The organism is Corynebacterium sp. HMSC059E07 (assembly GCF_001814395.1).
GTDB classification, from domain to species: domain Bacteria; phylum Actinomycetota; class Actinomycetes; order Mycobacteriales; family Mycobacteriaceae; genus Corynebacterium; species Corynebacterium hesseae.
On record NZ_KV816341.1, the window covers coordinates 35,037 to 48,083 of the forward strand.

At 61.4% G+C, this 13,047-nt stretch carries 9 protein-coding genes and 1 tRNA gene; 3 read left to right on the plus strand and 7 right to left on the minus strand.

Annotation, left to right across the window (positions count from 1 at the left end; translation table 11 throughout):
* Positions 1-34: 34 nt before the first annotated feature.
* The 3 genes from selB to HMPREF2967_RS12550 all read right to left on the minus strand — a co-directional run bounded on the left by selB (position 35) and on the right by HMPREF2967_RS12550 (position 3,228).
* On the minus strand, positions 35-1,825 hold the full coding sequence (gene selB / locus HMPREF2967_RS12540) for a selenocysteine-specific translation elongation factor (protein ID WP_070686827.1): 1,791 nt from the start codon (positions 1,823-1,825) through the stop codon (positions 35-37).
* A complete protein-coding gene (gene selA / locus HMPREF2967_RS12545; protein ID WP_198531058.1) occupies positions 1,826-3,109 on the minus strand; it encodes an L-seryl-tRNA(Sec) selenium transferase in 1,284 nt (427 codons plus the stop codon).
* A 24-nt stretch (positions 3,110-3,133) separates the two neighbouring features.
* A tRNA-Sec gene (locus tag HMPREF2967_RS12550) sits at positions 3,134-3,228 on the minus strand.
* 35 nt (positions 3,229-3,263) lie between these two features.
* Between HMPREF2967_RS12550 and selD the strand changes: the two genes are divergently transcribed.
* A complete protein-coding gene (selD, locus tag HMPREF2967_RS12555) occupies positions 3,264-4,241 on the plus strand; it encodes a selenide, water dikinase SelD (RefSeq protein WP_070524877.1) in 978 nt (325 codons plus the stop codon).
* On the opposite strand, the gene nrfD is transcribed toward selD, so the two are convergent.
* From nrfD to fdnG, 3 genes are read right to left on the minus strand one after another with little or no spacing between them, the layout of a single operon-like run.
* Entirely contained in the window at positions 4,231-5,325 is a 1,095-nt protein-coding gene (gene nrfD, locus HMPREF2967_RS12560; RefSeq protein WP_070524875.1) for an NrfD/PsrC family molybdoenzyme membrane anchor subunit, read from the minus strand. The genes selD and nrfD overlap by 11 nt on opposite strands.
* Complete coding sequence (locus HMPREF2967_RS12565) at positions 5,322-6,365, minus strand: 4Fe-4S dicluster domain-containing protein (protein WP_070524873.1); 1,044 nt, start codon at positions 6,363-6,365, stop codon at positions 5,322-5,324. Before HMPREF2967_RS12565 ends, nrfD begins: the two co-directional genes overlap by 4 nt.
* A gap of 9 nt (positions 6,366-6,374) precedes the next feature.
* Complete coding sequence (gene fdnG, locus HMPREF2967_RS12570) at positions 6,375-9,647, minus strand: formate dehydrogenase-N subunit alpha (protein WP_232770869.1); 3,273 nt, start codon at positions 9,645-9,647, stop codon at positions 6,375-6,377.
* Between the two features lie 86 nt (positions 9,648-9,733).
* Between fdnG and HMPREF2967_RS12580 the strand changes: the two genes are divergently transcribed.
* Together HMPREF2967_RS12580 and HMPREF2967_RS12585 are read left to right on the plus strand one after the other, a co-directional pair.
* Positions 9,734-10,804 carry a lipoate--protein ligase family protein gene (locus tag HMPREF2967_RS12580; protein ID WP_070529063.1) on the plus strand — a complete coding sequence of 357 codons (1,071 nt, stop codon included), beginning with the start codon at positions 9,734-9,736 and terminating at the stop codon, positions 10,802-10,804.
* Positions 10,805-10,921: 117 nt separating this feature from the next.
* Positions 10,922-12,292: a dicarboxylate/amino acid:cation symporter gene (locus HMPREF2967_RS12585; RefSeq protein WP_070524862.1), complete on the plus strand. Its 1,371-nt coding sequence runs from the start codon at positions 10,922-10,924 to the stop codon at positions 12,290-12,292.
* A 312-nt stretch (positions 12,293-12,604) separates the two neighbouring features.
* On the opposite strand, the gene HMPREF2967_RS12590 is transcribed toward HMPREF2967_RS12585, so the two are convergent.
* Positions 12,605-13,047: HNH endonuclease signature motif containing protein (locus HMPREF2967_RS12590; RefSeq protein WP_198531059.1), on the minus strand; the 443-nt coding region annotated here is incomplete at its 5' end.

Sequence of the window (13,047 nt, forward strand, 5' to 3'; positions counted from 1 at the left end):
GGATTTCTCCGAAATCCGGCCACAAATGGTGCCTTTACTTTGGTTCCTTTGCCCCTGCCGCGCGCACGAATCGCTTTCCGTCGACTAGGCGCGTCGCACCCGTGGCGTCGAGGTGCTCCAGCACCGGGATGGCAACCCGGCGCGTCGTTCCAAGTGCCTTGCGCGCCTCCGAGAGGGTGAAGGGCTGTTCCAACTGTGAGACCACGGCGAGTGCCTCGCGCGGAGCTGAAGGCAGAAGCACCACACCGTTAGCCAGCCGGAGCAGGCGCCCAGCGCGTTCAACAGCGGCCAGCTCTTTCGGTCCCAGGCCCAACTCTTTGAGGTCTTCCGCTTCCGGGGCAGCAAAGGGGTCTTCACGCAGTTGCTGCTCGAGTTCCGCCACTCCCCTCTCCGCGGGGCCAAGGTCGACTGTCTGCCCGGGCATGCGCAGTACGCCATCAACTGTCTCGAGCTTGGCAGCTGCTACCGCCAGACCTAACAAGGCCGGCTCGGTTAGTCCCAGTGCATCCATGGCCGCTGCCTTCGTCAGCCCCGGGGAGAGCGGATTCGCCTTGGCGTGGGCTTCCACAGTCTGAATCAAAGACCTTTTCCACGCAGTGACCTGGCTGGCGGCGATCCACCAGTCGCGGAACTCAATGACTCCCGCTGGCTTCTCTGTCACCGAAAAGCCATCGCGCACAAGACCATGCAGCTCCGCGTAGCCACAGCGCTTGAGCCATTGGGCCGGGTTCGTTGCTTCTAAAGTTTCTAGCTCAACAGCGCGCTTCTTGGCATCGCCGCGCCTATTCAATTCAGCTGGGTGTACATCCACCACCTCAAAACCGGCCACGACGTGCCGCCCGCCCGGACTGCGCACCACAAACCTATCGAGCAAAGTAAGCGGTAGCGGGCTTTCCAGAGTCAACCGCGCGAACTCACCTCCTAAAGGCCGCAGCCGCGCTCCCACTCCCGCGGTGCCGATGTGCACCACGAGGTTCTGTGGAAGCTCGCTCATGTTAGTACCGAACGTTCGCCGCACATCCACGGTGTCGAGCACACGCCAGCACCCAGGGCTAAGCAAAGCATCTCCGCGATGAACCTGGTCCGCGGCCACCCCGCGCAGGTTGAGCGCTACGCGCGTGACGGGTGCAGCGCTGTCCACTGCCCTGTTCTCACTGTGCACCCCACGCACCGTGGCGCGTTGCCCACTGAGCTCAAGGTCATCGCCAACCGAAACCGTCCCGGCCGCCAACGTTCCCGTCACCACGGTTCCAGCGCCCTTCACGCTGAAGGCGCGATCCACCCACAATCGCACGCGCGCCTGCGGATCCGGCGCGGGCATAGCAGCAAGCACGCTATCCAATTCGGCACGCAGCTTCTCCACGCCTTCGCCGGTCTTTGCGGAAACGTAGACAATGGGGGCGTCGGCAAGCGCTGTTCCAGCCAGTTCTGCTTTGACCTGCGCGGCTACCTCTGCCCGGCGGGCAGTATCAGCCCTATCAGCACGAGTCAGCGCCACCACGCCGTGCTCGATTCCCAGGGCACGCAACGCGTCACGATGATCGGTGGACTGCGCCTGCCAGCCTTCATCGGCCGCCACCACAAAGAGAACCACCGATGCCGGCCCCACCCCGGCCAGCATGTTGCCCAAGAACTTCTCGTGCCCCGGCACATCGACAAATGCGACGTCCGCGCCCGAGCCCAGCCTCGTCCACACAAATCCTAAATCGATGGTCAATCCGCGCCGCTTTTCTTCCTCCCAGCGGTCCGGTTCCATCCCCGTCAGCGCCTTGACCAGGCTCGACTTGCCGTGATCCACGTGCCCCGCAGTGGCCACTACATACACCTAGATCACCGCCCGCAATGCCGCGATGAGCTCGGCATCCTGTGCCTCCGGCACACACCGCACATCCACCAGGCAGCGCCCCTGATTCACGCGCGCCACCACAGGAGGCTCACCCAACCGCAACGGCCGTGCCAACTCCTCTGGCAACGCCACGGCCCACCCCGGTAGCGGCACCTCGGGTGCCCCGCCACCGCCGACGCGTCCGGCGTGTTCGACGACCTCACCGCCAACTGCCGCTGCCACCTTCTCCGTGCGCTCGCGGTGGCGCTGCGGATCAATGTGGAGCGCGTCCTGCACGGCGTTGGAGGGCGTGGACAGAGAGGCCTCGAGCGCGTTGAGCCGTAGCTTATCGATGCGCACCGCCCGCGCCAACGGATCTTTCTTGCACGCAGTAATCGCTTCCTTTGCACCGACGAGCACCCCGGCCTGCGGGCCGCCGAGCAGCTTATCCCCTGAAAAGAGGACAACGTCGGCGCCATCGCGAAGAGCCTCGCTGGCGGAGGGTTCTGCCGGCAGCGCGTCATCTGGTCTAAGCAACCCCGAACCGATATCCACGATGAGCGGCAAGTCGGTGAGCGCACGAAGCTCAGCAACCGATACCGAAGAAGTGAACCCACTGATCAGGAAGTTGGAGGGATGCACCTTCAAGATGGCTCCCGTGTCCTCCCCCATCGCCCGCTCATAGTCCGCCAGGTGAGTGCGGTTCGTAGCGCCGACCTCGCGCAAGCGGGTGGCCGTGGACTCGATGAGCTCGGGCAAGCGGAATCCCGCGCCAATCTCGATGAGCTCACCGCGGGAGATGATGACTTCCTTGCCAGGGGCCAAGGCCGCCGTAGCCAACAGCAGCGCGGAGGCACCGTTGTTCACTATCAGCGCATCCTCCGCGCCGGGGCATGCAGCCAATACCGCATCAACGGCCGCGCGGCCCCTATCTCGTGAGCGCAGGCCGCTGTCCAGATCCATCTCAACGTCCGTATACGATGCCGCGGACACTAGCGCATCTACCGCTGCCGGCGGTAAAGGAGCCCTGCCCAAGTTCGTGTGGATGATGACGCCAGTGGCGTTGATGACGTGGCGCAAGGAATATGGCTGCACAGCATCGAGCCTGGTGGCCAGCTCCTCCTCAATCTGGGAGGGGGCGAGGGAGCCGGAGCGGGCGTCGGCAAGCACGGCGTCGATGATCCCGCGCACCGAGTGCGGCGCCAGGCGGTGGTGGGCATCCTGCACCGCCGGGTACTGGAGGATCTCATCCATCTTCGGGATAAAGCGGCGGGGGTCAGTCATCAAAGTTCCTCCTAGCTGCGCACATGGCGGAGACGGACAGGAATCGAACCTGCCAGACCGAGATGCTCGGCCTCACCGGTTTTGAAGACCGGGGCGCCCACCAGGACACGTACGCCTCCGTCTGCTCACCTTACACGGGGCTAAAGTAGGACTTATGACTGACATTAAACTTACGTCCTTTGCCGCCGGTGGCGGTTGCGCCTGCAAGATTCCCCCGGGAGAACTCGAGTCTGCTGTGGAGGGCCTCGTGGGCACCGCGGACCCCAACGTGCTGGTCGGGCTTGACGACGGCGACGATGCCTCCGCCGTGCGCATCCCCAACGGCCTGGCGGTCATCTCTACCGCGGATTTCTTCACGCCGATGCTCAATGACCCTTATGACTGGGGCCGCGTGGCTGCTGCCAATGCGCTTTCCGACGTCTACGCCATGGGCGGCACCCCCATCACCGCCATCAACCTGGTTGGCTGGCCACGCGAGGTGCTTGGTCTCGACATTTTGCGCGAGGTTCTGCGCGGCGGCATGGACGTGGCATCTCAGGCCGGCATCTCCATTACCGGCGGCCACTCCATCACCGCACCGGAACCCACCTATGGTTTGGCAGCCACGGGTATCGTCCACCCGGATAAAATCCTGCGCAACGACGCCGCCGAAGCTGGACTTCCCATCACGCTGACCAAGCCGATTGGCGTGGGCATCCTCAATAACAAGCACAAAACCACCGGTGAGGTCTCCCAGGCCGCGGTGGACTCCATGACCGCGCTTAATCGGGATGCCTCTGCGGCAGCCGTGGCGGCCGGGGTGCGCGCGGCAACCGATGTCACCGGCTTTGGTCTTCTGGGCCATCTCTACAAGATGTGCCGCGCCTCCGGTATAGGCGCAGAGCTGGACTTCTCAGCTGTTCCTGCGATTGAAGGTGCCAAGGATGCCTTGGCGGATGGCTTCATCCCGGGTGGCTCGCGCCGCAATCTGGATTGGGTGCGCCCCCACCTCGACACAGATTTGAGCGAGGAAGACTTGATTTTCCTCGCCGATGCCCAAACATCCGGTGGACTCCTCGTCATCGGCGAGGTTCCCGGCTACCCAGTCATTGGCCGGACTGTGCCGGGCGATGCACGGATTTCTATCCGCTAGTCACCGTCGAATGGCTGAGGCCCTCTGCCCTGCGGCGGGCTTCAGCGCGCCGCTTTTGGGGGCCAATGCTTGTCGACGGATCCTTCACCGCCTCCAGCCCAGCGTTGAGCACGCCAAAGCGCGTGCACGCGGATCCCGCCATGAGCGCCACGCCGGATACCACCGACACCGCGCGCGACTTTGTCGCCGACGCGATTACGGTTCCCACCCCACCCGCGGCGATGAGCGCCTCAGAGGCCTTCATGAGTTTCCCGGGCGTGCCTTCGTGCAGCGGGCGAAGAGGCTCAGGCTCCATGTTCGCTTCCATGACACGGGTCGCGGCCAGATCGGCCGCTGCGGCAGTAATACCGAGCGCTCGTGCCGCGCCCGCATTCTCCACCGGGGTAAAGACCATGACAGCACCCGACGCCGCTGCCGAGGCCGAGGACACGAACACATAGGGCAGGTGCTTCTTCGCGTCATTCCACGTCGGGTTTGATGTGTTGGCCAACAGCACCGCGGTGTAACCCGCCAGCGGTCCGCCAAGCACGCCGGCGACAGCGCCTGCTGGGCCCGCGGCCTTATTGAGGAGGCGGCGAAGCGGCTCCGGCAGCACACCACCGACCAGCTCGTCCGCTTCCACGACCGCGGGCAGGGCCGCGGCGGAAGCGAAGCTGCCCAGGATCCACGAGCCGATGGACATCGGCGAGGTCACCTTGAAGACGCGGAACATGTTGAGCAGGCGCTCTGGGCGGCCGAGGTCCAGCACCAAAAAGACCGAACCTACCGACGCCGCGGAGAAAGCCGTCAACCGCGTCGAGCGTTTCAGCGGTGCGTTCCCAGTGGCCTGGGCACCGGCGGCCAACATCGCAGAACCGCCGGCCACGCCGCCGAGGAAGAAATAGCCGCCGATGGGCCACTCCCACGGCGGGGCCTTGACTACTGGCTTGCCGTAATACGAGGAGAACTCGAAGTCCTCGGCCATGCGCTCTTCTTTGGAACCATCCTGTGCGCCGGCTCCGACTCGTCCACGCCGGCGCTTCTTGCCGCCGCCACGCCTGCGCCTAGGCTCCTGCGGCGGGCGGTACTCATCAAACTCGCTCACTTGCGGCCTCCCAACATGAATGCCCCGGCCACAGCCAGCGCCATTCCTCCGATAGCTTTCGCTGCGGTCTTGTACATCTGCGGCAAATCCGCCGTGGGCACGCGCGGATCCGGCGGCAGCCCATAAACCTCAGGAGAGTCGAGCAACAAGAAGATTGATCCCGTTCCCCCAACACCATCTTGCGAGTTTGCTCCGTAGAGACGAGCCTCCGTCAGCCCTTGCTCGTGGAGGACGCGCACGCGCTCCCGCGCTGCGGCAAGCATCTCCTCGTAGGGGCCGAATTGGATGGAGTCCGTCGGGCAGGTCTTGGCGCAGGCAGGCTGCTCACCAATTTTCAGGCGGTCATAGCACATGGTGCATTTCTGGGCCACGCCCAGATTCTTAATGGGCATGGCCTGTCCCGGTGTATGGTCGGGGCCCTGCGGCTTGAGTTGCTTCAGCTTTGCCAACACGTTTACGCCCGCGTGGTCCGGAACCTGGTAGTCCACGGTGGCCGTTTTATCCGCCTTCAGCGTCACGCCGCCGTCATCGCGGCGCTCAATCACGCCGAACGGACAACCGGCCACGCATGTCCCGCAACCATTGCACACATCATCTTGGACCACGACGGTGCCGAATTCGGAACGGAACAGCGCGCCTGTCGGGCACACGTCCAAGCATCCAGCGTTGGTGCAATGCTTGCACACGTCGGAGGACATCAACCACCGGAAATCATCGGTATCCGGGGTCATGCTTGGGGCGGAAGCTTTGGGCATGCCTAGCGAAACAAGTTTCCGTCCCTCCTCGCGAGCCTGTTGAATACGCTCGTTGCTTTGCTCAATGAAGGCCACGTGGCGCCAAGTATTGGCGCCCAGCGAACCAGTGTTGTCATAAGAGTCACCGGTGACCGCGTACCCCTCAACCGGGTTTCGGTTCCACTCTTTACACGCCACCTCGCAGGCCTTGCAGCCAATGCAAATCGAGGTATCCGTAAAGAAAGCCATGCGCTGATAGGACTCATAGCCGTGCTTATCAGCCTTTTCGGTCAAAAGATTAGCCATTGGTCCTCCTTAGCTTTCTTTGCCTTCATAGTCGGCGACGTTTCCAGCAGTCGCATCATCACCCGTGTTGTCCTCGGTAGCTGCTTTCTCAGTGCTGAAGGCATCGTCAACATCCAGGATCCGGTTGCCGGAGTCCACGGTGAGGTGTGCTCGTTCTTGGTACTCGTGCAAGAGCTGAAGACGTGCCTCGCCACGCGGGCGGCGGCCCGGCTGGATATCGCACGCGCCCACCTTGGAATTCTGGATGAATACGTTTGGTTCCAGGGTCAGGCCCAACAGGTCGTTGGCGCCATCGCCGGCTACCTCGGTGGTCTCCGATTCTCCGTAGTGATACGGCAGACCGATCTGGTGGAAGTCCTCACCATTGATAGTAAGCATCTCCATGCGGTCCGTTACCAGAACCTGTGCCTCGATGACACCGCGTGGGGACACGATGGTGGCCCACTCACCGTTGACCAATCCACGCTTGGCGGCCAGCTCCTTGTCCACCTCGCAGAAGAGTCCCGGCTGCAGCTCCGCCAAATAAGGCAGGCGGCGTGACATCGCACCCGAGGTATACATCTCCGTCAGGCGATAGGTGGAGAAGACGAACGGGAAAACATCAGCACCGCGCTCCCCCGGCTCCGGGCGGGAGAGGTTGTCTTCGCGCTTAATTGTCAGACGCGTCGGCGACTGCTGCTGCTTGTACAGCGCATTGTGTACCGGTGATTCTTGCGGCTCGTAGTGAGTCGGCAGCGGGCCGTCAGACAATCCCTTCGGCGCGAACAGCCAGCCTAGGCCGTCGGCCTGCATGATAAACGGATCGTCGCCATCGAGGGCATCAGGGCCAATGGCGTCGACAGGTGCCACGTAGTCCGGGCGCTTCGTCAACGGGAAGTCGGGCACGTCATCGCCAACCCACTTTCCTTGCTCTTCATCCCACCAGATGTACTTCTTGCGCTCCGACCACGGAGTTCCATCCGGCTTTGCGGAAGCACGGTTGTACAAGATGCGGCGATTGGCCGGCCAGACCCAACCCCAGTCGAGAGCAACCTCGTTTTGCTCCGAACCCGGAACCTTCTTCGCGGCATGGTTGATGCCGTCCTTGTACACACCGGTGTAAATCCAGCAACCGCCGGAGGTGGAGCCATCGGTACGCATTTCTGTAAAGGCAGGCAAGAGCTGCCCCTTCTTCGGGCCGTCGAGATAGTAACCGTTGATCTCCCGCAAAATCTCATCCGAGCTCGGATCGCCGTGCTCATCTTCGGTGTAGTCCCAAGTTACGGACTTGATTGGCAGGTCGCGCGGATCAGTCGAATCCGCGAGGCGCTCCCTAATCTTCTTGCCCAGCTGGTAGAAGAACCACGCCTCACTGCGCGCTTGCCCAGGCGGCGGAACCGCTTGGAAACGCCACTGGACCATGCGCTGAGTCTGGGTAAAAGTTCCGGACTTCTCCACGTGGGTAGCTGCCGGCATGAGGAAGACCTCAGTAGCAATGTCCTCAGTCTTCAGCTCGCCGTTCTTAATCTCCGGCGAATCCTTCCAGAAGCTTGCGGTCTCAATCTCTTGGAAGTCGCGTACCACCAGCCACTTCAGGGAAGCGAGACCGCGGCGCTGCATACCACCGTTGGACTGCGCCACCGCCGGATTCTGACCGAAGACAAAGTAGCCCTCTACCTCATGGCGCAGCATGGCCAGCAAGGTCTCATAGGTCGAGTGTGCTCCAGAGAGGCGCGGCATGAGGTTAAAGCCCCAGTCGTTCTCCTTGGTAGCAGCATCGCCCCAGTAGGACTTCATGAGCGAGACCGCGTAGTTCTCGCCCAATTGCCAGAAGCCCTTCTGGTCCGCCGCGCGGAAAGAATCCAGGTAATCCGCCCAGGTTTCCTGGTCCACATGCGGCATGGGCAGGTAGCCCGGAAGCGAGTTGAACAGGGTCGGGATATCCGTCGAACCCTGAATCGAAGCATGCCCGCGTAGCGCCATGATGCCGGAACCGGGGCGGCCCACGTTACCCATGAGCAGCTGCAGGATTGCCGCGGTGCGGATGAACTGTGCACCCAAAGTGTGCTGGGTAAAGCCCAGCGCGTAGGCGAAGCACGTCGTGCGCTCCGGGTTGGAATTCTGCGCAATGGAATCCGCCAAGTAGTAGAAGTCCTCCGGCGAAATACCGCAGGTCTCCTCCACCATCTCCGGGGTGTAGCGCGAGTAGTGGCGCTTGAGAATCTGGAAGACCGTGTTCGGGTCCTCCAGCGTCATGTCCTTCTCCACGTTCCACGAGGAGCCCTCGGGCTTTTGGACATATTGCCACGAGTCCGTGACATATTTGCCCTTCTCTGCGTCGTATCCAGAGAACAGGCCCTCCAAATCCTCGGTGTCCTTAAAGCCCGGCGAAATTATCGACGCCGCGTTGGTGTAATTCACCACATAATCGTGGAAATACAGGTCATTATCCAGCACGTACTTGATAATCGCGCCGAGCAACACCACGTCGGTGCCACCGCGAATACCGATGTGACGGTTCGCAAAGGCAGACGTACGCGTATAACGCGGATCAACGTGAATAATGCGCGCGCCGCGCTTCTTGGCTTCAACGACCCATTGGAAACCAACTGGGTGGCATTCCGCCATGTTAGAACCCTCGATGACGATGCAGTCCGCATTCGCCATATCCTGCAGCGGTTGGGTTGCGCCGCCGCGGCCAAACGAAGTTCCTAGACTAGGAACGGTGGCGGAGTGTCATATGCGCGCCTGGTTTTCCACCTGAATGGCGCCGGTGGCAGTAAACAGCTTCTTGATGAGGTAGTTCTCCTCATTATCCAGCGTCGCACCGCCCAGCCCAGCGATACCCATCGTGCGGTTAAGGGGACGCCCCTGCTTATCGACGTCCTCCCAGTGCCTTGCGCGCGATTCCACGAAGCGGTCCGCGATCATGTTCATCGCGGTCTCTTCATCGAGCTCCTGCCATTCGGTGGCGTAGGGTGCTCGGTACTTGATCGTGGTGATGCGAGTCGAGGAGTTAATGAGCTGCTCAGAGGCCGAGCCCTTAGGACACAGACGCCCGCGGGAAATTGGGGAGTCCGGATCGCCCTCGATTTGGATGACCTTGTCATCCTTGACATAGACGCGCTGGGAACAGCCCACCGCGCAATAGGGGCACACCGATTGCACCACGCGGTCCGCGTCTACGGTGCGTCCGCGCAGATCTTCGCTCTTAGCCGACTGCGTAGACACATCGCGACCGAAGGCATCCTTGTTCCGGATCTGGCGCACGACGGGCCAGTTCAGTGGGCTAAAACGTGACATACCTTAAACCTACTTGCTTGCCCCAGCGTTTTCCAGCTGCCACTACCCCGCCTCTCCGAACAGCACCGCTGAGTACGCTGACAACTATGAACCACACTAAGCACTTTGAGCTCAAGGTCCCCGGCGGCAAGTTGCTCGTCGTTGACCTCGATTTAGACACCGACAACACCGTCACTGCCGCGAAGGTTTCCGGCGACTTCTTCCTCGAGCCTGAGGAGGCCTATGAGGCACTAGCCCCCGCCTTGGTCGGCACCACCACCGCCACCTCGACAGAAGAGATCCAGTCCCGCCTCGATGCAGCCCTTGCACGAATCGATTCACCCGTAGCTCTCCATGGCTTTGACACCCACCACCTTGCCGTCACCGTTAAGCGCGCGCTGTCTGGTGGCACCGATTTCACCGACCACCACTGGGAGATCCTGCGCCCAGGTGTTCTCCCCACGCCCGTAAATGTCGCACTTGACGAGGTTCTCCTCAACGAAGTTGCTGAAGGAAAGCGCGGGCCCACGCTCCGATTTTGGGAATGGGAAGATCGTGCCGTCGTATTCGGTTCCTACCAGTCCTATGCCAATGAGCTGGATCAGGAGGGCGTCGACAAGCACGGCATTGTTCCGGTGCGCCGAATCTCCGGCGGTGGCGCGATGTTCATGGAGGGTGGCAATTGCGTGACCTATTCCCTGTACGCCCCGGAGTCGCTCGTGGCCGGCTATTCCTACGAGGCCAGCTACGAATACCTGGACCAGTGGGTGCTCGCGGCGCTGAACAAGCTTGGCGTCAATGCATGGTACGTGCCGATTAATGACATCACCTCGGACGGCGGCAAGATTGGCGGCGCCGCCCAGAAGCGCCGTAAGGGCGCGGTACTGCATCACACCACGATGAGCTATGACATCGATGCGGACAAGATGATGGAGGTCTTGCGCATCGGCAAGGTCAAGGTCTCGTCCAAGGGTCTTGCCAGCGCAAAGAAGCGCGTCGACCCGCTCCGCCGCCAGACTGGCGTGCCCCGCGAGGAGATCATCGAGACCATGGCGCGCGAGTTCGCCACCCGCTATGGCGCCATCGACGCCGAGCTTTCCGACGACTCCCTCGCCGCCGCCCGCCACCTCGTCGACACCAAATTCCTCAACGATGAATGGACCAAGCGTATCCCATAATTTGCGGGGGAATTTCTGGGCAGCGTACGGTGTTATAAGTTCAAGTGAACCGATCGGTACGAGAGTACCGAACTAAATGGTCCATTTCTATACAACACTGTCTAGAAGGAAAATCTCGTGTCAGACACTTCCTCTCGTGCATCCTCGCGCACGCTGCCCTCTTGGGCCACCGGCTTTGGCGCCCAAGTTATCGCCGGTCTCATCATCGGCCTCATTCTCGGTTTTATCGCTTCCGGCATGGAGTCTGAGTGGCTCTCCGATACCCTGTCCGGCGTCGGCGGCGCGTACGTCCAATTGCTCAAGGTGATGGTCCCGCCGCTCATCTTCGCGGCCGTCGTTACCTCGGTTGCCAACCTGCGCAAGGTGGCTAATGCAGCCTCGCTGGCGATCTCCACTCTGGTCTGGTTTGCCATTACGGCGTTCTTCTCCGTGCTTGCCGGCATTCTGGTCGCCCTAGTAATGAAGCCGGGAGTAGGCACAACTGTCGATGCTTCCACCGCCGCCGACCCATCCCACATCGGCTCCTGGACCGCTTTCCTCCAGCAACTTGTCCCCGCCAACTTCTTCGGGCTCACCGCTTCGCTGAGCGACGGTGAAATCTCCCTCAGCTTCGGTGCCCTTCAGCTCCTTGTCATTTCCCTCGTGCTGGGAATCGCCGCCGTCAAGGCTGGCAAAGCCGCCGATCCCTTCCTGCGCTTCACCGAATCCTTCCTCAAGGTCATCCAGGTGGTCCTCTGGTGGATCATCCGCCTTGCCCCGATTGGCACCGCCGCTCTTATCGGCAAAGCCGTGGCCACCTATGGTTGGGATGCGCTTAGCTCCTTGGGCAAGTTCGTCCTCGCTATGTATGTGGGCCTTGCACTCGTAATTTTCGTGGTCTACCCCGCCGTGCTCGCATTCAACCGGATCCCGGTAGTTGGCTTCTACAAGCGAGTCTGGCCCGTCTTCTCCCTTGGCTTCGTCACCCGCTCCTCCATGGGCGTCATGCCAGTTACCCAGCGCTTTACGGAAAAGGCCATGGGCGTGCCCCGAGAATACGCCTCCTTCGCCATCCCGCTGGGCGCTACCACCAAGATGGACGGCTGCGCCTCCGTCTACCCGGCCATCGCCGCCATCTTCATTGCACAGTTCTACGGCGTTGATCTCTCCTTCACCCAGTACCTGCTCATCATCTTCGTTTCCGTCATTGGTTCCGCAGCAACCGCCGGCACGACCGGCGCTACCGTCATGCTGACGCTGACGCTCTCCACGTTGGGTCTTCCGCTCGCCGGCGTGGGCCTCTTGCTGGCCATCGAACCCATCATTGATATGGGACGCACCGCCGTCAACGTCACCGGCCAATCACTGTGTGCCACCATCGTGGCCAAGCGCGCCGGCATTCAAGACGAAGCCGTCTGGGATGCTGCTGGTAACGGAGTCTCACACATAATGAACGAGGACCAAGACGCAGACGAGCCCGAGACACAGCCGGTCAACACGACTGCATAACTCTTCCTGCCCCTCCCCAAGCCTTCCTAACACGCAAGAGCCGTGTAGGAAGGCTTCGGTATTTCTGCCCAAGCGACGGGCTTTACCCGTCGTTCTTTTCGACGGTGTCAGTGTAGAGCTCGGCACTTGGAGCTATGGGGTCGTCGTTCTTTCCGACGGTGGGTGTGTTCTTGGGTTCTTTCCCTTCCGACTGTTTGGAGTGGTGTCGCCGTTTGATTCGACGAGGGCTAGGCCCCTGTTCTTCGTCATCGTCGTCGTTTGAATCGACGGGTATTCTCGCCTTTTTCGTCGTTTGATTCGACGACTCAGGTTTTAGAAGGGGATGTCCTCGCCGCTGTCAGTGTCGGTGTTGGTCTGGGTTTCGGCTTCGGCTTTGGCTTTGGTTTGTTGTTGTGCGTAGTCGTCGAGTTCTTGTTTGAGGTGTTGGGCTTCTTCGCGCACACGTTTCCTGGTGGCGGTGATGTGTTGGGCGACTGTTTGCGCCCACCGTTTTTGCTTGGGTGCTAGGGGCCCGTCGGCTTCGTTGATGGTCCAGGTACCGTCAGCGAAAAGCCAGATAACATCCCCACTGTAGGGGTCCAGCAGGTACTTTAAGGTGCCATCGGTTTTCATGTTGTGATGGCCTTGGCATAAACATGCCAGGTTCTTCGGATGGGTTGGCCCGCCTTCAGCCCAGTTATGCCGGTGATCCAATTGGGTAAGAAAGGCAGGTTCCTCGCATCCGCCGACCCGGCAGGTTCCGTCGCGGCCTTCGA